We start from the raw sequence: 22498 nt of genomic DNA, 5'->3' as shown, positions 1-22498 counted from the left end.
ATGGGGATTTAAAATGTATTTGGTTGAATTTGAAAATCAAGAAATTAAAAAATTTGATATTGCTTTGGCATTATTTACCAATAAATCTGACGAATTGGCTGATAATTTGATTTGGCAATTTGTGGATAATAGTCAAGTAGATAGAGCGATTGTATTGAGTTTTCTTGATGAGCTTGATGATTTTTCTCACGAAACAGGCGACATTATATTAACGGCTGATAATTCCCTAGATGAATTAGATAATTTTTTGTCATCAAAAGAAGTAGATAGAGCTGTGTTTCTTGTTAATGATTTTAAAGACGGACGCACATTTAGTCTAATCCGTTATTTAAGAAATAAAGGTTTTGATAAAGAAATTTATGTTTTGGGTAATTATGGTTTAGACCAAGCCAATTATTATCTTAAATCAGGAGCGACAGGGTTTTTTGTTAAAGATGAACAATTAGACACCCTATTAAAAACCTTAGAGGATTTAAAGAGTGGGCATTTTGGTAATTCGGTTAAGGCGTTGCCGATGTTTAGGTAATGAGATAAAATGCAAAGGCATTTAGCATAGTTTTGGTAGGCGGCAGGAATTAAACGATTGTCATAATCATCATTCATAATGCCAACTAACCCCACCCAACCTACCTTTTATCATAAAAGTAGCCAGTCCCCCTCCTCTACTATTTACAGGCTATGGTAATTTATGTATACTAAATTTGTCAGTTTTGTACTGACAACATAATTTCTCATCACTCATAAGGATTTTAGTCATGAAAAAATCAACCATTTCTCTTGCATTGGTAACCTCTATGGCATTGGCGTTGACTGCTTGCGGTGGTGGCGGTAGCTCTGGTGGTAGCACAACAAGCCCAAGCACGCCTGTTGTCAAACCCAACCCAACCAATTCTAACACCAACCCACAAACAAATACGCAAACCATTTCTGGCAAAGCCATTGCCATACCGCTTGATGATAACAGCAATGATGTCTTTTACAAAAACATTAATGGTAACAACATCAACACCCTAAATGTAGACGGCAAGACCTTTACAATCGGTACTTCTGGCATTAATGCTAATAGCTTTACCACAATCAACAGTGCGACACAATGGAGCGTCATCAGTGGCACACACCTACAACACGCCAAATACGGCTATTACAACAATAAAAAAGACAACGAATACCTCTTTTATCAAGGTGAAAAAACACCGGTCGCCAACTTACCCAAAGGTGTTGTCAATTATACAGGTCGCTCCATCTACCTTTGCGAAACGTGCAATGAAGACATCATACAAGGCACCTCTAAATTTACCGCTGATTTTGGTAAAAAGACCCTAACGGGCTCTATCAGCAATGCAAAAGCCTCAAACATCGCCCTAAACGCCACTATCTCTGGCAACACCTTTGCTGGCAAAAACAACGGCACTCAGGTGGACGGTGCGTTTTTTGGCAACAATGCCCAAGAGCTTAGTGGTTACTTTATCAATGAAGATAAAGCATTTGCTGGTGCTTTTGGCGCAAGCAAACAATAATCAAGCATACAGCAACCTCTTGATAAAACAAAACCCTACCGATTGGTAGGGTTTTTTGTGCAGTTATTTATCTTCGCTGATGAGTGCATCTACAAACTCTTTTGGGTCAAAAGCCTGCAAATCATCAATACCTTCACCCACGCCGATATAGCGAATGGGAATATCGGTCGTCTGTGCCACATTGAACACCACACCCCCTTTGGCGGTGCCGTCAAGTTTGGTAATGGTAATGCCTGACAATGGTGTTGCTTCGCCAAAGATGTTGACTTGGCTAATGGCATTTTGACCTGTGCCAGCATCTAGTACAATCATACACTCATGTGGAGCAGTCTCATCGGCTTTTTTCATGACACGAATGACTTTTTCAAGCTCATTCATCAGATGTGTTTTATTTTGTAAACGCCCTGCCGTATCAGCAATGAGTACATCAATACCTTTGGCTTTGGCGGACTGCATGGCATCAAAAATCACAGACGCACTGTCTGACCCCTGCCCCTGTGCCACCACAGGAATGCCATTTCGCTCACCCCAAACTTGGAGCTGTTCGGTGGCTGCCGCCCGAAAGGTATCGCCCGCCGCCAGCATGACAGATTTGCCTTCATTTTGTAGGCGTTTGGCAAGTTTGCCAATGGTGGTAGTTTTACCCACGCCATTCACACCCACCATGAGTATCACAAAAGGTTTTTTGTTAGTATCAATAACAAGTGGAGAAACTTTGGGTTCTAAAATTTCCACCAATTCTTTTTTTAGAGCCTTGTATAATGAATGAGAATAAATCAAATCTCCTCGTGCTGTTTGTTCGGTTAGACTGGCAATGATTCGCTTGGTTGCTTCAACACCAATGTCCGCCACAAGTAGCTGATCTTCTACTTCTTCAAGCAATTCATCATCAATCTCTTTACCACCAACCAACACATTCATCAACCCTTCTGATAAATTTTTACTGGATTTGGATAACCCTGCTTTCATGCGGGCAAAAAAACCGCTTTGATTGTCGCTCATGGATATTCTCTTTTTAAAATTTAAAATGTCTCATCATATCATATTTTTTGAAAAAAATTAAATCTGATTTTGCAATTATAAACGGTCGTACACTTTATCACGTCTTCCCACCGTAATGACAAGCACCACAAGCCTATCATCAACTACTTCATATACCAAACGATAGCCCACGCTTTTGAGTTTGATTTTATACCAATGTTTGGCGTGAGTACCGCTCAATTTATTTTTAGGAATGTGGGGATTTAACAGTACTTTTTCTAGCTTTTTTAAAAATTGCTCAGCAATGTCTTTATTGAGTTTTTCAAATTCTTTGAGTGCTGATTCTTTAAATTCTAGCTCATAAATTTTATCATCATTTGAATTTGGCTCGTAAGTCACCAATCGTTACCTTTATGGATTTTTCTGATTGCCTTTCTTCTGCCAGTTTGATAAGTTCTTGATTATCAAGCCTATCGAGCATTTTTTCGTAAAGCTCAGCAGGCACACAATAAAATGCAGGCGTGTTGCGATTTAAAATCGCCACAGGCTCACCATTGGCGTGGGCAAGTGTGTCCATTGGACTTTTCTTTAAGTCGCTGATACTGGCAACATAACGGCTATGGATTTGGTTTAGCATAAATTTTTCACCATTCAAATATCTTTTAATAATACTTTTAAAAGCACTTTTTGTCAAGAAATTCTGAGCAAAATTGCCACCCACCCCAACTTATGCTAAACTATAACCTTTCACATTTGGGAATTAACATGAAAAACATCATCAAAAGCACCATTTTAGTTATTTTATCATTATCTTTCTTTACAGCGTGTAGTCTCAATCATGGTCAAGGCGTACGTCCCACCGCCAGTGTGTTGATTGGAAAATGACATTTTGGAACAAGTTATGAAAAAAAGTTTTTATCATCTTATTTTATCATTGGGTTTAATGACGTTACTGACAGCTTGTCAAAGCAAAGAAATGCTTTACTCTTATCCAGTACCGCCAGAACAAACTCAACCCAAAACCGAACTTCGCCTACTTCAAAATATCCACGAACATACCCTAGACAACGGTCTAAAAATCATCATCAAAGAGGACAGACGTGCTCCTGTGGTTATGACCCAAATCTGGTATGGCGTGGGGGCGAATGACGAACCTTCGGGCAAGGGCGGATTGTCGCATTTTTTAGAACATCTAATGTTCAAAGACACGCCCAAAGTATCAAGCGATGAATTTAGTCGTCTTATCAGTCATTATGGCGGCACAAACAACGCCTATACCAGCTCTGATGTTACTGTGTATCATGAAGTACTGCCTGCTAACCGCTACGCCCTAGCGTTGGAGTTAGAAGCCAACCGCATGAAAAACGTACTATTTAAACCCAAGCAGATAGAGAGTGAGCGTCAAGTCATTCAAGAAGAACGCCGAGTACGCACCGATGACAACCCCATGTCAAAAGCCTATGAGTCATTTTCATCATTTATCTACGGTGATACGCCCAGAGGTCGCCCTGTTATTGGTAGCATGGCTGATATTGAGGGTTTGACGATAGAGGATTTACAACACTGGTATGCCACATGGTACGTCCCAAACAACGCCACCATCGTCATCGTTGGCGATGTGGACAAAGACGAAGCAATCAATCATATCCAAAAATATTTTGGCAACATACCCAAAGGCGATACACTCCCAAAACGCAATCCTAAGGATTTTATCCACGCTGACGATGTATTTGCTGGCAAAGGTGGTGTAAACAAGCGACATCTTATCATCAAAGAAGCTGTCCAAGTTCCCACACTTATCCTAGCATGGCAAGCCCCCACCCTATCAAGCCTAAAACTTACCAACAATCACAACAAAACCCAAGAAAGAGAACTGGCGGCACTTGGGTTGTTTGATGATGTACTAAGTGGTACATCAGGACGATTTGCTAAAAATTTGGTCAAAAAAGAGTTGGTAACTTCGGCATTTAGTAGCTATGACAGTACAGGTTATGGCGATGGTTTGTTTATGGTGGTAGCAACACCAAAATCCGAAGTAAGCCTAGATGAAACCAAACGTCTTGTGTTAGATGAAATACAACGTACAATGACAGACCCCATCACCCAAAAAGAGCTTGACCGTTCGTTGGTCGCTGTCAAAACAGGGCTTATCTTTGCCTCCGAAGGTGTGGCAGGTCAAGCCCAATTTTTAGGCACATTAAAACACGAAAATATCCCTTTTGAATACATTGAGGAGGAACTTGCCATACTTCCTACCATCACTGCTGATGAAATCAAACAAGCAGGCAAAAAATACTTGACTAATGAACGTATGTACAGTGCCTATATTTTACCAAAAGATGAATAATTAGGATAACAAAATGAAAAAATCAACCATACCGCTACTTACACTTGTTTTGGCATGTCATGTTAGCACTGCTTGGGCAGACAGACAACCCACCATCACCAAAGAAACAACTCAACCTTTACCTGCACTTGATAGCCTAAATGATGATAAACCGCTTGATTTGACTATTCCAAAGATGAAACGCTTTGTCATTGACGGCGTGTCTGTGATTTTTACACATGTAGATGAATTGCCCATTTTAGACATTTCCTTAACTTTTAAGGGTGGCTCTGCCAAAGACAGCACCATTAAAAAAGAAGGTTATGGCATTGCTGATATGACCGCAACCATGATGACACAAGGCACGACAAGCCTAGACGAAAACGAATTTGCCGAACAAGCCGAACTTTTGGGTGCAACGTTTGGAGCGACCGCTCGTCAGGATACTTTTAGTTATGGTTTTAGAAGTTTATCAGAAGATAAAGAGCTGTATCCTGCCCTTGACCTGTTTATTGATATGATAAAAAACCCACGTTTTGATGAGACAATTTTAAAACGCAACCAAGCCCAAGCAGACATTGGTTTTGAATTTGCCAAACAAGACCCAAGCCATCTGGCACACGTTGCCTTTTTGGAGACCATGTATGGCAATCACCCCTATGCCGTGCAAAGCTCTGGCACGCAAAAAAGCGTAGCAACCATAAGTCGTGATGATTTGATTAATTACAAAAATCACTACCTCACAAAAAACAACGTTCACATCGCCATCACAGGCGACATCAGCATGGATAATGCTCACGCCATAGCCAAACGCTTGATTGAGGCATTGCCACAGGGTGAAAGAGTATCCGACCTGCCAACCCCCACACCACCCAAACCACAACACGTCCACATTCCCTACGACAGCACCCAAACACACATCTACATCGGACACATGGGCGAAAAAGACACCAAAGACCCTACTGAACTACAAAACCGCACCAATTTTAGCCTAGCCAATAGTGTCTTGGCAGGTGGTGATTTTAATGCCTATCTGATGAAAGAAATCCGTGATAAGGGCGGTTATACTTATGGCATCACAGGAGGTATGACGACATTTGATGAAAGAGGTTATTATCTCATCAATTTTTCTACCCAAACCGATAAAGCCAAAGAAGCCATCGTGAAAACACTTGATGTCATCAATGACGTTAGAAAAAATGGCATCAAACAACATGATTTTGAGTTAGAACGCACCAGTCGCAAATACGCCTATCCGATGAGCCTTGCCACCAATTTAGCCATTCATCACACCGCAAGCCATCTAAATTATGACAATCTGCCAGACAGTCATATTACAGATTATTTGGTGCGACTAGATAAAGCAACCCTAAATCAAGCCAACGCTTCCTTAAACCAATATATTCGTCCAAACGAATTTATCATCATCACCATAGGCAAACAAAAGCCTGATTTGTCCGATGTGCTTGATAAATTGGCAAAATAAAAAACAACGAAAGGAAACTTATGCGTTTTTTTGTAGAAATGCCCCTTAATGTGGGCGATGAAGTGATACTGCCTGATGATGTGTATCATCATTGGGTAAAAGTACTTAGGGCAAATGTGGGTGATGTCGCCACACTCTTTAATGGGCAAGGAGGTGAATACACCACCACACTCATCAGCATGGATAAAAAAGGTGCTTTTGTACAGGTCAATGATTTTGACCCCACAAATCGTACCTTGCCCTATCGCGTTACGCTATACCAAGCCATCAGTAAAGGTGATCGCATGGATTATACCATTCAAAAAGCCACCGAGCTTGGCGTTCACCAAATCCAACTCATCACCAGCGAACGCTCCGACCGCCTGCGTTATGAACGTGATAACAAAAAACTGGCTCATTGGCAAAAAATCGCCATTTCCGCCTGCGAACAATGTGGGCTAAACATTATTCCCACTATTTTACCGCCCATGAGTTTGGCGGACGGTGTGGCAACTTGCCAAGACAACCTAAAAATTATCATGAACCTATCGGACGAACATCATCGCTTTGACCCAAGTCGCCTAGACGCTCTACCAACCACCATTGCCCTACTGGTGGGGGCAGAAGGAGGGCTTAGTGATGATGAGATAGCCCTGTGTCATCGGCATGGCTTTTTGTCGTGGACGATAGGCGAGCGAGTATTACGCACCGAGACGGCAGGCGTGGCAGGATTGGTGGGCTTGCAGGTGTTGGGGCAGATGAAGTGGTGAGGGAATGTGGCGGTAGGCTATTTAGCGATGAGTGGGCAGACGCTCTGTATCATTTACGCCACGATTTGCCCCTACCCCAAAAATACCAAGACCACCCTTTACAAGGCAACTGGGTAGGATTTCAAGATTGTCACATCAAGCCTGATTTGGTGTTGATTTATACTTTGATTGATGATGATAAAGGGCGAGCAGTACAATTAGTCAGACTTGGTACGCATGGTGAGTTATTTTAATATACACACTATATATCATGTACCAAATCTAAATTTATGGATTTGTATGGGTGAATTGCAATTCGTCTGTATAGTGCAAAGGTGTAAGGTACATAATAATACGCACCGTTTTGGTCTTGGGTTTTTATGGTGCGTGGTACGCACCTTATGGATTAAATGGTGTTAGGTTTCGTAAACTCAACCCAACCTACGGGCTGAGCGATAGTGGCAGCACCTTGTGCCAACTGTGAACCATTATTTTTATCAACACCATCCTTAATAGTCGACCCACCAATAATAACATTTTCAATACCAGTTCCCATATTACACCTCATTTATTTTAGATTGTTTGCGATATTCTTTGAGTGATCGTCTGCCTATTATCGATACACATACATAAACTATTCCCCACCCAATTGTTATAAAACCGTACACGATAATATCTCCTATACCGATACGATCTTTTGCGATTTTAAGACTGTACTCATAACTTCTGATTACTTCACCATCTACTTCCAAAGAGACCAGTTGTGGGTGTGGATTGTGAAACCATAACACATCGCTCTTTTGATACCAACCAATCCGAACAGATTGGTTGCGGTAAGGGGCGATTTTTTCTTCGGGTAGACAAGATGATGAGACTGCTGTATGCTGAGCGGTATAATCACAATAGTAGGTTGTGCCTACCTTGCTATCAAATGGTACAAGCACAACATCAGTAACTGTATGATGACGACTAGCTCTCCGTTTTATGGTTTTTAGAGTTCCTTCGCTGTATTGTATGGCTGATTTATCTGGAAAAGTATTCATTCCTTCTTTTCGCAAAGAAATTGGGATTACAATTATCCATATCCAAATGGACAGCAAAACTATGCGAAAAATGATTGAAGTAATGTAATTGCCCAATATAATTCTCCGTTAATATTATTAGTTTAATGTTGCTCCAATGCCATTCGCATTTTTTTAAACTCATAGGTTACAGTTTTATACATCAACTTCATCTATTATTGCACTCTAAATACACAAAATGGCATTATCTATCCACTAATTCTGCATATCTATACACGAACTATTCTGAGTTCAAATTTACCAAATTTTCCTAAAAAAATCAACCCAACAACAATTTTTCAAAAAAATTCCCCTCTTATTATTCTTTTAATAATTTTATATCTTTTAGGCAATTTTTTTATTTTTAAAATAAATAACTTATCAATCAAGCTCATAAGTTGGGTTGAACCGCCGTTTCACCCAACATTTAAAATTCAACCTTTAATTTTGTTGGGTTTCATAAACTCAACCCAACCTACGCCCTACACACATGATAATGATTGAAATTCATCAAATCACTTTCTTAATATGATTAAATAAAATATTGCAGGAATCATCATGCCCCTTAGAAGCATGAATACACAATTAACAATCTGTATCCAAATAACCGAATAATTTTCTGTATCCGGTATTCTGTATTTATGAGCGGAATTTTTGTCAAACGATAAAAACATCACACCATAAACAAGACCAGATAACAAGAATGACCGATTAAAATGTGCGATATTCATCTCTATATAACCTTTATTTACCAGAAACATCAAAAACGGTATAAAGAAAAAATAACCAACCATACCAACGTTTTCAGCAATTTCAGGAATATATTTATAAAGATACATATTTTCTTTAAAGTCTTTATCATTCATTCGTCAGACATTCCTAAATAAAAAATGGGGTTAATTTGCGATAAGATGATTAAGTATTATTTGATGAACATCATAAAATCATTCAAAAATATAACAAAATCACCCAAAAAAGTCAATCCAACAGCACATATCCAACATACAACCCAAACACCCGCCATAAAAAAATGACTGATGAGTACAAATCACCCCATTGCCAAATGGGGTGATTTTTTGTTTAAATGAAAACACTTCACAACACTTCAAACTTAAAAGGACGTAACATGACCTTACATTACACCGCTCCCCTTGATGAAATGCGTTTTACCTTAAACGAAGTCTTTGATGCACCTGCACTATGGCAACGCACGCCTGCTCTATCACACGTAGACAGCGATACGGTGGATATGATTTTGGACGAAATGGCAAAATTCGCCCAAGAAGTCCTCTTGCCACTCAACCAATCAGGCGATGACGAAGGAGCAAGTTATCTGGGCGATGGTAAGGTTGCCACCCCAAAAGGATTTAAAGAAGCCTTTAAATCCTATGCCCAAGCAGGTTGGATTGGGCTTGGGGGTAGCCCTGATTTTGGCGGTCAAGGCATGCCAAAAATGGTAAGTATGCTGACAGAGGAGATACTTTTTGCCACCAACCAATCTTTTGCTTTATATCCCAACCTGACCGTTGGGGCAAGCCTTTGCTTATTGGCAAGCGGTAGCGATGAACAAAAAGCCCTATACCTACCCAAGCTATATAGCGGTGAATGGTCTGGCACAATGTGTCTGACCGAAGCCCACGCAGGCACGGATTTGGGTATCATCAAAACCCGTGCCACCCCCAACGATGACGGCTCTTATAGTATCACAGGGACAAAGATTTTTATCACAGGTGGCGAACACGATTTGGGCGACAACATCATTCATTTGGTACTTGCCAAAACCCCAAACGCCCCAGCAGGCTCAAAGGGCATATCGCTATTTATCGTACCAAAATTTTTGGTCAATGCAGACGGCAGTTTGGGTGAACGTAACAACGTAAAAGCAGGCTCTATTGAGCATAAAATGGGCATCAAAGCATCTGCCACCTGTGTGATGAATTTTGACAACGCCAAAGGTTATATGGTCGGTGCAGAAAACACAGGGCTAGCTAGTATGTTTGTGATGATGAATTACGAACGTGTTACTATGGGCTTACAAGGCTTGGGGGCGAGTGTTTTGGCTTACCAAAATGCCTGTGCCTACGCCTGCGACCGCTTACAGGGGCGTGCTGACAGTGGCACAAAAAACACAGATAAAGTGGCCGACCCCATCATCCACCATGCTGACGTTCGCCGTATGCTTTTAAACACTAAGGCAAACAGTGTCGCCTCTCGTACTTTTGCCATGTATGTGGCCTGTGAGCTTGATATTGCCAAATTTAGTGATGATGGCGATGAAAAAGCCAAAGCCTCCACCAAAGTTGCCCTGCTTACACCCATTGTCAAAGCCTTTTTAACCGATATGTCCTTTAACGCCACGATAGATTGCCAACAAGTTTTTGGTGGGCATGGCTACATCAAAGAATGGGGCATGGAACAAATCGTGCGTGATACTCGCATTAGTCAAATCTACGAAGGCACAAATGGCATTCAATCTCTTGACCTTTTGGGTCGTAAAGTCATCAAAGATAGTGGTGTTGCGATGTTTGCCCTACTTGATGAAATCAAAACCGCCACGCAAGCACTCAATGACAGCAATCTAAAATCCGCCACTTTACAGGCGTGCGATACTGTTGCTGATTTGACCACACACCTCATCAATACCGCCAAAGACAACCCAAACACCATCAACGGCTCGGCAGTAGATTATCTACACGCTGTGGGTTATCTGTGCTATGCCTATATGTATGTACTGATTGTCAAGGCAAGCGTGGGCAAGGAGGGGGAATTTTATACAAACAAAATCCGTCTAGCAGATTACTTCACCGCTCGTATCTTGCCACGCCTGCACACTCACGCCACTTGTGCCAAAAATGGCGTACAGAGCATTATGGCATTTGACACGGCATTTTTTGCTTGATTTGGCACATATATCCAAAGCCTAAATTTGGTACAACCTTAAAACAAATCACAAAAATAGGTTGTACCATTTTTATGGTTTTGATAAAAAAGCACACGCCAAACAATCACAACATTTTATCCACAAATTACCCACAAAAACCTCAAACCCTCGCCCAAAGCTTAAAAAATATGTTAGAATGCAAAAAAATGATTAAAACAGTATTTTATGTACCATACCAATAACGATTTAAGCCACATCTTACAACACATCACTTTTTTGAGTGAACTGCCAGAACCTCAATCCCTAAAACGCCTAATTGACGCTTTGCGAGTGGTGGAGGACGACGAAACGCTTGTCAATCAAAAAATCACCGAATTTATCACCCTTTTGCAAGAAAATCCAGAGTATGGAGCGGGGCTTGCGGTCTTTCTTTTAAAACTCATTGACCAATACCGCCAAATCACCATGTACACCACCACAGGCATCGTCTCTGATGTGGGGTTTTCGCACAGCATCAACAAACTCATCGGACATCGTTTTTTGCCACTACTGCCCGAAGAAGATTCTATTGTAGAGCTTGCCAACTATCTTTTTGACCAAGATACCGATGAGCAATGGCTTTCTTTAATCAGTGCCGAACAATGGGACGAGCTTGTCAATCTCATCACGGTAGATAGCAGTCATCTTAGCCTTGTTGCTACTGCCAAAAATGGCATTCTAAATGCCTTAGTGATTCTCTCTTATCGTATTAGTGGCATTGGGTTGCACGCCGAAATGATGGAAGCATATCCACAGATTTTAAACTACTCAGCAGCTTTTGTCGCCCAAAACCAAGAGACGGTCATGTTTGCCAACCAATATCGTCAAGCCCATGACCTTGACTCAATGACTGACATCATGCCTGATGTGGATATTGACCCTGCCCCCCTAATTGTCATGCTAGACCAATGTAGTGAAATCGTGGCAAATATCCGAAAACGCATTTATAAAACAGGCATTTCCATTCGCATGACCAATATGTTGGTGCGTTTAGAACAAAGCATTCATCGCATGCATATTTTGATTGAGTTACTTTGTGATAAAAACCAAAACCGTGATAAAGCCATTGTTGAGCTTATCCAAGAAATCGTTCGTACCGCCAAAAATCGTTATAGTTTTGGTTATTTGATTGAAAACAATGCCAAATTACTTTCTCGTAAAATCACCGAAAATTCAGGACGTGTGGGCGAACACTACATCAGTACCGACCGTGCTGGCTACAAAAAAATGTACAAAAAAGCAGGGCTTGGCGGACTGTTTATTGCATTTATGGCAACGCTAAAAATACTTGGCTCATCACTCATACTTGCACCCATTGGCAAGGCATTTATGAACAGTATGATTTATGGGTTAGGATTTGTGAGCATTCACATTGCAGGCGGAACAGTTGCCACCAAACAGCCTGCCATGACCGCTGCCGCCATTGCGTCCACCATTTCTGAAACTGGCAACAAGAAAAACAAACAACTAACCAAACTTGCCGAGCTTGTCGTGGACATCATGCGAACACAGTTTATCGCTATCATGGGCAACATCTCAGTTGCCATGCCTGTCGCCCTGCTGATTGCATATGGTTGGGTGTATTTTCATGGTGTGCCAATGATTGATGCCAAAAAAGCAGGGACGCTACTTCATGAGCTTGACCCCCTTCGTTCGTTATCTTTGATACACGCAGGTATTGCTGGGATATTTTTGTTTTTAAGTGGGCTGATTTCTGGTTATTATGACAACCTTGCCACCTTCAACAAAGTGGGTGAACGCATCAAACGCCACCAAACCTTAGCTAGATTTATGCCTTCTACATGGCAAAATCGCTTGGGTGATTTTATTGAGGCAAATCTTGGTGCGATTATGGGTAATTTTATTTTTGGGTGTTTTTTGGGAAGCACCGCAACAATTGGTTATATGTTGGGGCTACCGCTTGACATTCGCCACATCGCCTTTGCGTCCGCCAACTTCGTGTACGGTCTGTACTTTTTATCCCCCCAAGATTTGACATGGCAAATCGCTCTATACTCATTCATCGGTGTCATGCTTATTGGCTTTGTCAATCTTATGGTGAGTTTTTCGCTATCACTCATGGTAGCATTGCGTTCCAAAGAAGTCAATTTTAGTCAATGGCATGAGCTACACTCTTTACTTTTCAACCATTTCATCACTCGCCCATGGGAATTTTTTATCCCCAGAAGAGAAAGTGTCAAATACGCACGCATGGACAGCGAAGGTCGCATTATCCATGACGATACCGTCAAAGATACCATCGCACCAATCGGCTACGTGGTTCGCCGTCTGGGCAAACGCAAAACGAGTGCCGAAACCGCCAAAACCGACCTAAGCCAAGAACATTTTAGCCCTGTGGGTGTACCGCTAGAAGCAGGCGAGGTTGGGCTTGATATGTACAACGAAAATAACGCCAAAAACCCCCTACCCAAACCTGATAAGCCACCGCAGTTGCCTAAGTGAGCAAAAAGCCAAAATAGAATATTCATCACAAGATGAGAATGATCAAGAGAGATTCTATGGGTTCTTAGTGGGCATGAAAGAATATTTTGAGTATGCTAAAGCCAATAATTTAGTAATAATAACTTGGATGATATAACTTTCCTTAATAAAAAACCCTTAACTTTTAATTTTAGCCCGTAGGTTGGGTTGAACGAATGTGAAACCCAACATTTTAAGCTCAAGCCTTGAGTTTGTTTGGTTTCGTACCTCAACCCAACCTACAGATTAATCAAGAAACCACACAATCTTTATTTTTTGTAACCGCCATTTCTAGCACTGTTTTAGAATATTGAATATTATTTTCCGCACTCATTTTTAATTCATCAAGGGCATAAACTATAAAAATAAAATGACCTTCTTTAAAAAATGAATAATCACCGTTATTGAAACAATAAATGCTTTCATCATAACTTTTTCTATCTATTAATGAAATAAATGTAAATGTATTATCTTTTTTTACATTATCTTGACCAGACTTAAATGTTTTTGTAATTAATCCGATATGAATTTCAATTTTTATCAAGCCCTTATCAATGCTATCCCACCATTCTCTAGTGGCATACAATCCATAATCCCCTTTTATTCCAAATAAGGGTCGTGTTTCATCTGTGGTTAGTTGATGAATTTGCTTTATCTTACTTTCTTGATTAACCATATCTTCTTTGAAACTATAAGTCAGTACAAAATCAGATAAGTATTTATTGATGTAGAAGCTATTTTCTATCATTTTTAACAACCTTATATCCAATCATAATTTTATTAAAAACCCCAAAAGCCCATAGGTTGGGTTGAACGAATGTGAAACCCAACATTCCAGATATAACCCATTGAATTTGTTGGGTTTCGTACCTCAACCCAACCTACGGGCTGTATCTTGCTTGCTTTTTCGCTTTCTTTTTCTCATACTTTTTTTGCATTTTATCCAAATCTATTGGTTTAAATACCCAATACAATATCAACATATGAAACAAGAAAAATAATACCGAAAATGTATGACCGCCTTTTGACATTTGTGTTAAAGTTTGTTCTTTGGTGCGTTCATAAATGACTTTGCCATCTTTTCTTACGGTCATAGAAAGCAGTTGCGGATAAGGATTGGTGATTCCCAAAAATTTATTTTGCACATACCAACTGACTTCGCCTTGTTGCTTATGCACCACATTTTTAAAATCTTTGACCGCCCAACCCTGCTCACAACCACTATACTGAGTATAACCCAATGCGGTATAACTGCACGTCAAATATATTTTCTTGCCGTCATCGGTATGAATTTGTATGTGTGCCACAGAGCCAGAACCATTCTTTTGATGATAATCATCACCAATCACATGTATTATGCCTGTTGCGTGATGTATTTCACTGTCTGTTGGTATGTGCCAGCCCCTATCATTTAAAATGACAAATGCCAAAGTAGCCAATACCAAAAATAAAACAAAAAAGACAGTGGTATTTAATCTTTTGATTTTTTGTAAAAAAGTCATGGCCTTTGTTGATTGGCTTACAAAATCATACTCATTTTAACACAACCCACCCCCAACCCCACCCAAAAATTTAGCTTTTTTTCTTTGGGTAAAAATGCTATGCTACACCTTTTACCAAACCATTTCGCCATGAAACAAACAACCGCACTTAATATCTTAAAAACGGGACAAAACGTCTTTTTGACAGGGCAAGCAGGAGCAGGCAAAACTTACGTCCTAAACCAATACATTCATTATCTGCGTGTACGTGGCATATCTGTTGCTACCACCGCCAGTACAGGGATTGCTTCCACACACATGAATGGCATGACGATACACGCATGGTCTGGCATGGGCATCAAAGACAGCTTCAACGATGAGGATTTTAAACGCCTTAAATCTCGCCAAACCATAACCGACCGTATCAAGGACACATACGTTCTAATCATTGATGAAATTTCTATGCTCCACGCTAGGCAGGTGGATTTGCTTGATGAGATTTTGCAAGTCGTGCGAGAAAACAACGCTCCTTTTGGTGGATTACAGGTAGTATTTTCAGGGGATTTTTTTCAACTGCCCCCTGTGGGCAACAAAGGCGAGAGCAACAAAGAAAAATTTGCATTCATGGCAAAAGCATGGAAAAACGCCAACTTCCAAATCTGCTACCTATCCGAACAACACCGCCAAGCAGGGCATGACGAACGCACTCGTTTTGGCATGAGTTTAAATGACATCTTAAACCAAATCCGCAAACAGAGCGTGGATAGTTTTGCCATTGATGTGCTACTTGCCACTCATCACAACGACATCAGCAAGCAGTGTACTCGCCTCTATACCCACAATGCCGATGTGGATAATATCAACCAAGCACAGCTTGCCCTACTAGACGGCGAGAGCCATACATTTGATTGTGCGGTTTATGGCGACAAAATGCTCATTGACACCCTAAAAAAGAACGTCAAATCAGGCGAAAGTTTGACCCTAAAAAAAGGGGCAAAAGTAATGTTCATCAAAAACAATAACACCCTCAACGTATCCAACGGCACAATGGGTGAAGTGGTAGACTTCGTGGCATTGCCAAGCCTTGACAAAACGGATAACCCAGCCACCCCAAAATACCCCCTAATCCGTCTAAATAGCGGTCGCACCGTGATTGCCGAACCTGACGAATGGGCAATCGAAGACAATATGGGCAAGGTATTGGCAAGTTTTAAACAGATTCCTCTATGTCTTGCGTGGGCAATCACCATTCACAAATCACAAGGCATGACATTGGATTTTGCCGAAATAGACCTTGCCAATACCTTTGAGGCAGGTCAAGGCTATGTTGCCCTATCACGCCTTAGGTCGCTGGACGGACTTAAATTACTAGGCTTAAACAATAACAGCCTGTTACTAGATGAATGGGTGTATCATGTGGATAAACGACTATTACAACTTGCCGATGAACAAGCCGAACTTTTTCATACTTTAAGTGATGATGCACTTGCCCAAATTCATCGCCAATTCATTGAGTCTTGTGATGGCATCACCGACAAAACGCTCATCGCCCATCAAGAAAAACGCCTAAACGACCTCAAAAAAGAACAAGAAAAAATCGCACACATCAAATCCCACATTGACAAAGAGCCTGCCACTTCAACCCTACAAGCCACCAAATCACTGATAACAGAGGGTTTAACCATTCGTCAGATTGCCGAAAAAAGAAGTCTGGCGGTGAGTACCATCATAGAGCATATCACCAAACTTGTCGCCCAAGAGGGTGCTGATGATTATGTCAAATTTGCCCCAGATAAAGCCGACCTCAAACGCATTCAAAAGACCTATGACAAACTATTGGCACAAGGCGAGTTTGAAGGTGGCATCAAACTTCGCCCCTTAGTAGAAGCATTGGGTGGTGATTTTGAATACAACGAGGTGCGACTGGCACTTGCTTTTATTGATAAAAAAGACGGAGCAACATCGTGAAACTTCGCCTTGCTATTAACGGCTTTGGACGCATTGGGCGTATGCTTGTGCGTGCCTATCTTGCCAATCATGATTATTTTAAAGACCTTGAAATCATTGCCATCAATGACATCGCAGAGGCTCAAACTTTATTACATTTACTCAAATTTGATAGCACACATGGGCGACTGCAAGCAAACGTACACTTATATGAAAACCAGTTGATTATACAAAAAAATAATCAAACCCTCTGTCAAATCCTACTCCTAAATCAACCAAACCCCCAACAATTGATATGGCATCAATTGGATATTGATGTGGTGTTAGAGTGTACAGGTCATTTTCGTTCCTACAATGACGCCAATCTGCACCGCCTATCAGGAGCAAAACAAGTCATCATCGGCTCTGCTCCCTTTGATATGGTAGATGCCAGCGTGGTAGTTGGCGTGAATGATGATACACTAAGTCGCACACTACCCATCATTTCTGGCGTCTCTTGTACTACCCAAGCTCTCGTGCCACTACTAAACACACTACATCAAACATTTGGGATAGATAGCGTGATGATGACCGAAGTTCACGCTGTTACCGCCGACCAAACAGTACTTGACCAAGCCCACCGAGATTTGAGGCGAGGTCGTGCCTCAGGACAAAACATCATTCCCACCACATCTAGTAGCATCAATGCCAGTATACGTGTATTGCCTTTTTTAAATGGCAAATTAAGCGGTCATTCAATCCGTGTACCCACCGTCAATGTTGCTTGTATTGATGTTACTGCGGTATTTACCCACACACCCACACTCAATGACGTTAGCAATTTGTTAAAAACCACAAGCCAAACAACCTTGCGTGGCATCATGGATTATACCGATGAACCGTTGGTATCTTCTGATTTTATTGGCGACACGCATTCACTCATCATTGACGGCAGTCAGCTCATGCAAGCAGGCAACCAATTTAAAATTCTTGCATGGTATGACAACGAAGTTGGTTATGCCAATCGTTTGTTGGATATGTGTTTGGTGTTGGCAAAAAGATGATGTGGTCAAAGAATGTAACATGACCATCAAACCAGTCCGAAGACATAAGGTTGGTCTTTGTTTGCAAAACCCAACAAAATTAAGGATTGAATTTATAGTGATTTAACTTCAAAAACCACCAAAACCGTTCGCCCTGAGCTAAGTCTTGGAAAACCACCCAAAACAAAACCCCACACCGATTGGCATGGGGCTTTTTGTGGTTTTGCTGATTAGTCTTGGAGATAGCCAATCAAACGCATGAACTCAACATACATCCATACCAAAGTAGCCAACACACCAATACTGTACACCCATTCAAACTCTCTATCTACACCGTACATCACACCTTTTTCAATGTTGTCAAAATCAAGCAACAATGTAAATGATGCAATCAATGTAACAAATACGCTAAAACCAATCGCAATCATGCCACCGTCAAACAGCATGGGAATGCTACTACCAAAAATCAAACGCATGGCAAGCTGAATCATGTACACGACAAAAATCGCAATACTGGCTGAGATGATGATAGAACGGAATTTTTCGGTAACTTTAACCACACGAGTAACATACAATGCAAGCATGACACACGCTGTTACAAAAGTGGCCGACAACGCCATGAATGGCACAGACGGGAATTTATAGAACATAAATGCACTAAATATCCCAACGAACACGCCTTCAAACACCGCATAAGGAATCGCCAACGCTTTTGCCAAATGCGGTTTAAAAGCAGTTAACAGACCCAAACCCATTGTTACAAAAATTGACACAACTGATAATACCGTCAAGGCACTAGGAGACATGCCACCAAATAATGCAACAAAAAATAAACCCAACGCAGAAACTGCGGTTACGCCAAGCAATGTGGCGGTTTTGGCGACCACGCCATTCACACTCATCGGAGTGGCACTGGTTACCAGTTCAGTACGACTTACAATCGGATTTGCCATTTTCCTTACCTCATAACAATAAATGAAAGTTTAGTTTATATAATATTTTTATAAAAAAAGCAAATAAATGTATGTGTGTATTTGTAAATTTTTATATAAATATTTACAAACCATCAAGCCCCCTTGCCAAATCAGCAATAATATCGTCCACATTTTCAAGCCCCACCGACAGGCGAATCAACCCATCATTCACACCCGCCTGCACTCTTTGCTCTGGTGTCATTCTAAAATGGGTGGTGGTGGCAGGGTGAGTGATGGTGGTTTTGGCATCGCCTAAGTTATTGGTAATGCTAATCATACGAGTGCTATCAATCACTTGCCAAGCCGACTTTTGGTCAGCCACTTCAAAGCCGATAATCGCCCCAAACGCGCCTGTAATTGCCCCACCGCCCACATTGTTTAGGGCAGTATGCTGGCGCTTGGCAACGCTATGGCTATCGTGAGAGGGCAAGCCTGAAAAATGCACCTTTTGCACTTTTGGGTGGTTTTGTAAAAATTCGGCAACACGGTTGGCGTTTTCACAGTGGGCTTTCATACGGATTGATAAGGTTTCAAGCCCCTTTAATAGCACCCACGCATTAAAGGGCGACAGACTAATGCCCCCTGTTCGCACCACACCAAAGGCTTTTTCCATCAATTCATCAGAGCCAACCAAAGCACCGCCCAAGACACGCCCTTGACCATCAATGTATTTGGAAGCCGAATGAATGACAATGTCCGCCCCCAAGCTTAGTGGCTTTTGGATAGCAGGGGTGGCAAAGCAGTTATCTACAATGAGTAACGCCCCCTTAGAATGGGCGATGTTGGCAATGGCAGAAATATCGGCAATTTGTGCCAAAGGATTGGACGGAGACTCAAGATAGCAAATTTTGGTATTGTCTTGAATGGCATTTGCCCACGCATCCGTATCAAAGCAGTCCACATAAGAGACTGCCACCCCAAACGCCTTAAAATAAGTATCAAAAAGTGCCACCGATGAGCCAAATAACTGCTTGGCACAGAGTAGATGGTCGCCTGCTTTTAGATAGGCAAGGCACATTGTCAAAATCGCCCCCATACCGCTTGCGGTGGCAACACAGCGTTCACCCCCTTCTAGTAGGGCAAGACGGCGTTCAAAGGCTCGCACGGTCGGGTTGGTGTGGCGAGAATAGACATTGCCTTTTTTGTTGCCATTAAAATGGTCGGCAGCGTCTTTGGCAGAGGCATAGACATAACTACTGGTGGCAAAAATCGCCTCGCTATGTTCGCCCTCATCGGTGCGATGATAACCGCCACGAATCGCCAAAGTCTCTTCAAAAAATCCCAAAGCGGGGTCTAGGGCATCAGATTGCCAGTTGGGGTCAAGAATACTCATCAATTTTTCCTCACCAAATAAGATAACACCATTATAAACCGATGAACGGTAAAATTAAATCATTTTTGCCACTTTTATTAGGTTAAATAATTAACAGTGTTGCCCCCCCCAAATATGCTATAATGACACAATTTTTTTAATGTTTTAGGAACATTCTATGAATAAAAGCTATCGTGTGATTTTTAATCACGCCAAAGGTGCCTATCAATGTGTGGCAGAATTTGCCAAAGCAAAAGGAAAAACCAAGTCAATCAAGGCATTGGCAGTGGCAATTGGGCTTGTGATGAGTGGGGCAAGTTTTGGGGCGGATTTGGAGCTTACTAATGGGCAAACGCATACCATCGAAGGCAACAGAGCCTTTGATGGTACAGTGCTGATTGGCAATCCCAACACAAAGGCAGTCATCAAAGGTCAGCTTGTCTTTGGTAACGGCGAAAACACCACCGCCAACATCAACAATCAAGCTGTGGTTGAAAGCAACAACGACATTGCCATTTCTGCTGGACAAAATGCAGTCGTAACTGTTGATAATGCCAGCTTACAAAACAAAAGTGGTGTTCTAGCACTAGGATTAACTCCACCACACACCGCCAAACTCATCGGCAAAAATGGGGCAAAAATTACCTCAGCTGGCATCATAAGCATCGCCAATGTGGATAACAGCACTGCAAGCCTTGAGTTATCAGGTCAAAACACCACTTTAAACGGCACAGTCATCAATGTGGGCGAGCAGTCGGGTTCACAAGGCGCACTTAGCCTAACCGATAAAGCCAAAGTCAGTGCCGATCAACTTTTGGTGGGTCGTAATAACGGTGCAACAGGCACACTAAGTAGCGACAACTCAACCATCAGAGCCGATAGCTTAGTTATTGGCGTCTATGGCAATGGCAATGCCAATCTTGTTGATAGCAAACTAGACCTAAGCGAAAGCTATATTTTGGCGGACGGTGCAAACTCGGTCGCTAATGTTACCAGTAAAAAGAACCTAATTAACAGCAAATTTGCCACCATCGGCACAACAGGCAACGCCACCCTAAACAGCACCAACGACAGATATATCTTGCAAACCAGTCTGGCGTTTGGGCAAGAAGCTGGCTCAAAGGCAACGGCTATCTTTGAGAACAGCGATATCAGAGCCACAGATATGAATCTTGCCGTTTTAACTGGTTCACAAGCCCAAGTTACCATTCAAGGGGCAAACGCCGATGTACAACTTGGTAATGAAGCAATTATTGGCGGCGGTGGCAGTGGTACATTAACCCTAGACAAAACCTCCAAATATAATGTTGGTAATATCCGAGCAAGCGGAGTAACTGTCGGTGGTAGTAGTGAGGGTGGTACAACTGGTACAACAGGGGGTACTGGTACACTCATCATCAAAGACAGCACCCTAGTTACCGATGAGATTATGGTCGGCAATACAGGCAAAGGCACACTTCGTCTAGAAGCCAATGACAAAGACACCTATTTGACAGGACTATACACCAAGCAAATCAGCCGAAATGCCAACTCTGCCCAGTCCGACATTTTTATCAATGGGGCAGAAATTGGCATTACTGCCGACCAGCCAAATTTATTTGCCAATTTTACCAATGCCAACAAAATTGAGCTTGGCAACAAGGGTGTTACCTTTGAAACCGAAAATCCAACAACAGGCACCAATGTCATCATCAATCCAAATGCCGTCTTGACTGGTAATGCTGGCACAATTGATTTTGACGACCCTGATGTTGGTGGTGGATTTTTAAGTATGGCAAAGGCACACTAGAACTCTCTGAAAGCTCCAAACAATTCACAGGTGATATTGCCATTACCCAAGGCATTCTTAAAATCAATGGCAACTATACAATGAATGGCGAAAATCTACTCATTGGCATCTTAGATTGGGACGAGGACGGTACGCTAGACACCACCAGCGAATATAGCAAACTGCAAGTAACAGGTACTGCCAATATCACCAATGGTCATTTAAAAGTCTATACCGATGAATTGATTGCCAATGTACCCCAAGACAGCGTTTGGCGTGATGTGGTAACGGCAGGCACGCTAAACGGTCAATTTGCCAGCCTAAATGACAACAGCCCACTGGTGGATTTTGAAGCTGATTATTCTGATGTCAATAAAGTGCATTTAAAATTAAAACAACAAAATGCAACGCCAACGCCAACGCCAACGCCAACGCCAACGCCAACGCCAACGCCAACGCCAACGCCAACGCCAACGCCAACGCCAACGCCAACG

Annotated in this window: 22 protein-coding genes; 12 read left to right on the top strand and 10 right to left on the bottom strand. The window is 41.7% G+C overall.

What is annotated here, in order from left to right; translation table 11 throughout:
- Positions 1-13: 13 nt before the first annotated feature.
- The gene (locus tag MOB01S_RS08480; RefSeq protein ID WP_066803898.1) at positions 14-526 is read left to right on the top strand and encodes a DUF934 domain-containing protein; all 513 of its coding nucleotides are present in this window, start codon (positions 14-16) and stop codon (positions 524-526) included.
- Positions 527-755: 229 nt separating this feature from the next.
- Positions 756-1517 carry a Slam-dependent surface lipoprotein gene (locus MOB01S_RS08475; protein ID WP_066803895.1) on the top strand — a complete coding sequence of 254 codons (762 nt, stop codon included), beginning with the start codon at positions 756-758 and terminating at the stop codon, positions 1515-1517.
- 63 nt (positions 1518-1580) lie between these two features.
- Here MOB01S_RS08475 and ftsY read toward each other — a convergent pair whose 3' ends face one another.
- From ftsY to MOB01S_RS08460, 3 genes are all read right to left on the bottom strand, one after another.
- Positions 1581-2519 carry a signal recognition particle-docking protein FtsY gene (gene ftsY, locus MOB01S_RS08470; RefSeq protein WP_066803892.1) on the bottom strand — a complete coding sequence of 313 codons (939 nt, stop codon included), beginning with the start codon at positions 2517-2519 and terminating at the stop codon, positions 1581-1583.
- 75 nt (positions 2520-2594) lie between these two features.
- Positions 2595-2897, bottom strand: coding sequence for a type II toxin-antitoxin system RelE family toxin (locus MOB01S_RS08465; protein WP_245640021.1), 303 nt, complete (start codon positions 2895-2897; stop codon positions 2595-2597).
- Positions 2872-3135, bottom strand: coding sequence for a type II toxin-antitoxin system Phd/YefM family antitoxin (locus MOB01S_RS08460; RefSeq protein ID WP_066803929.1), 264 nt, complete (start codon positions 3133-3135; stop codon positions 2872-2874). Before MOB01S_RS08460 ends, MOB01S_RS08465 begins: the two co-directional genes overlap by 26 nt.
- A 264-nt stretch (positions 3136-3399) precedes the next feature.
- Between MOB01S_RS08460 and MOB01S_RS08455 the strand changes: the two genes are divergently transcribed.
- Genes MOB01S_RS08455 through MOB01S_RS08440 form a run of 4 tightly spaced genes read left to right on the top strand, consistent with a single transcriptional unit; the run spans position 3400 to position 7292 of the window.
- Positions 3400-4845 (top strand): M16 family metallopeptidase, encoded by a 1446-nt coding sequence (locus tag MOB01S_RS08455; protein WP_066803889.1) that lies wholly within the window; start codon positions 3400-3402, stop codon positions 4843-4845.
- Between the two features lie 13 nt (positions 4846-4858).
- Positions 4859-6310 (top strand): M16 family metallopeptidase, encoded by a 1452-nt coding sequence (locus tag MOB01S_RS08450; RefSeq protein ID WP_066803886.1) that lies wholly within the window; start codon positions 4859-4861, stop codon positions 6308-6310.
- 20 nt (positions 6311-6330) lie between these two features.
- Positions 6331-7059: a 16S rRNA (uracil(1498)-N(3))-methyltransferase gene (locus tag MOB01S_RS08445; RefSeq protein WP_066803882.1), complete on the top strand. Its 729-nt coding sequence runs from the start codon at positions 6331-6333 to the stop codon at positions 7057-7059.
- Positions 6969-7292 carry a type II toxin-antitoxin system YafQ family toxin gene (locus MOB01S_RS08440; protein ID WP_245640020.1) on the top strand — a complete coding sequence of 108 codons (324 nt, stop codon included), beginning with the start codon at positions 6969-6971 and terminating at the stop codon, positions 7290-7292. The genes MOB01S_RS08445 and MOB01S_RS08440 overlap by 91 nt, the downstream gene beginning before the upstream one ends.
- Before the next feature lie 152 nt (positions 7293-7444).
- Here MOB01S_RS08440 and MOB01S_RS12350 read toward each other — a convergent pair whose 3' ends face one another.
- The 3 genes from MOB01S_RS12350 to MOB01S_RS08430 all read right to left on the bottom strand — a co-directional run bounded on the left by MOB01S_RS12350 (position 7445) and on the right by MOB01S_RS08430 (position 8965).
- Positions 7445-7594 (bottom strand): hypothetical protein, encoded by a 150-nt coding sequence (locus tag MOB01S_RS12350; protein WP_157073941.1) that lies wholly within the window; start codon positions 7592-7594, stop codon positions 7445-7447.
- A gap of 1 nt (position 7595) precedes the next feature.
- A complete protein-coding gene (locus MOB01S_RS08435) occupies positions 7596-8081 on the bottom strand; it encodes a hypothetical protein (protein WP_066803879.1) in 486 nt (161 codons plus the stop codon).
- 533 nt (positions 8082-8614) lie between these two features.
- Positions 8615-8965: a hypothetical protein gene (locus MOB01S_RS08430; RefSeq protein ID WP_066803877.1), complete on the bottom strand. Its 351-nt coding sequence runs from the start codon at positions 8963-8965 to the stop codon at positions 8615-8617.
- A 260-nt stretch (positions 8966-9225) separates the two neighbouring features.
- Here MOB01S_RS08430 and MOB01S_RS08425 point away from each other — a divergent pair, with 260 nt between their 5' ends.
- Positions 9226-10998 (top strand): acyl-CoA dehydrogenase C-terminal domain-containing protein, encoded by a 1773-nt coding sequence (locus MOB01S_RS08425; RefSeq protein ID WP_066803919.1) that lies wholly within the window; start codon positions 9226-9228, stop codon positions 10996-10998.
- A 207-nt stretch (positions 10999-11205) separates the two neighbouring features.
- Positions 11206-13482: a site-specific recombinase gene (locus tag MOB01S_RS08415; RefSeq protein WP_066803870.1), complete on the top strand. Its 2277-nt coding sequence runs from the start codon at positions 11206-11208 to the stop codon at positions 13480-13482.
- A 268-nt stretch (positions 13483-13750) separates the two neighbouring features.
- Here the strand turns inward: MOB01S_RS08415 and MOB01S_RS08410 are convergent, their stop codons facing one another.
- The gene (locus MOB01S_RS08410; RefSeq protein ID WP_066803867.1) at positions 13751-14248 is read right to left on the bottom strand and encodes an immunity protein RhsI2 family protein; all 498 of its coding nucleotides are present in this window, start codon (positions 14246-14248) and stop codon (positions 13751-13753) included.
- A 133-nt stretch (positions 14249-14381) separates the two neighbouring features.
- Positions 14382-15002, bottom strand: a complete 621-nt coding sequence (locus tag MOB01S_RS08405) for a hypothetical protein (RefSeq protein WP_066803863.1) — start codon at positions 15000-15002, stop codon at positions 14382-14384.
- A gap of 129 nt (positions 15003-15131) precedes the next feature.
- Here MOB01S_RS08405 and MOB01S_RS08400 point away from each other — a divergent pair, with 129 nt between their 5' ends.
- Both MOB01S_RS08400 and MOB01S_RS08395 read left to right on the top strand, forming a co-directional pair.
- A complete protein-coding gene (locus tag MOB01S_RS08400) occupies positions 15132-16949 on the top strand; it encodes a helix-turn-helix domain-containing protein (protein ID WP_066803917.1) in 1818 nt (605 codons plus the stop codon).
- A complete protein-coding gene (locus MOB01S_RS08395; RefSeq protein ID WP_281177238.1) occupies positions 16946-17971 on the top strand; it encodes a type I glyceraldehyde-3-phosphate dehydrogenase in 1026 nt (341 codons plus the stop codon). Before MOB01S_RS08400 ends, MOB01S_RS08395 begins: the two co-directional genes overlap by 4 nt.
- Positions 17972-18180: 209 nt before the next feature.
- Here MOB01S_RS08395 and MOB01S_RS08390 read toward each other — a convergent pair whose 3' ends face one another.
- Both MOB01S_RS08390 and MOB01S_RS08385 read right to left on the bottom strand, forming a co-directional pair.
- A complete protein-coding gene (locus MOB01S_RS08390; RefSeq protein ID WP_066803857.1) occupies positions 18181-18903 on the bottom strand; it encodes a Bax inhibitor-1/YccA family protein in 723 nt (240 codons plus the stop codon).
- 103 nt (positions 18904-19006) lie between these two features.
- A complete protein-coding gene (locus MOB01S_RS08385) occupies positions 19007-20257 on the bottom strand; it encodes an O-succinylhomoserine sulfhydrylase (RefSeq protein WP_066803853.1) in 1251 nt (416 codons plus the stop codon).
- 157 nt (positions 20258-20414) lie between these two features.
- Here MOB01S_RS08385 and MOB01S_RS08380 point away from each other — a divergent pair, with 157 nt between their 5' ends.
- The gene (locus MOB01S_RS08380) at positions 20415-22025 is read left to right on the top strand and encodes an ESPR domain-containing protein (RefSeq protein WP_066803850.1); all 1611 of its coding nucleotides are present in this window, start codon (positions 20415-20417) and stop codon (positions 22023-22025) included.
- 80 nt (positions 22026-22105) lie between these two features.
- A partial coding sequence (locus MOB01S_RS12660; RefSeq protein ID WP_176572977.1) for a hypothetical protein occupies positions 22106-22498 on the top strand: 393 nt, incomplete at its 3' end.

It is taken from the genome of Moraxella oblonga NBRC 102422, assembly GCF_001598275.1.
In the GTDB taxonomy this organism is placed as follows: domain Bacteria; phylum Pseudomonadota; class Gammaproteobacteria; order Pseudomonadales; family Moraxellaceae; genus Moraxella; species Moraxella oblonga.
This window is presented reverse-complemented; position numbering and strand designations above follow the sequence as displayed.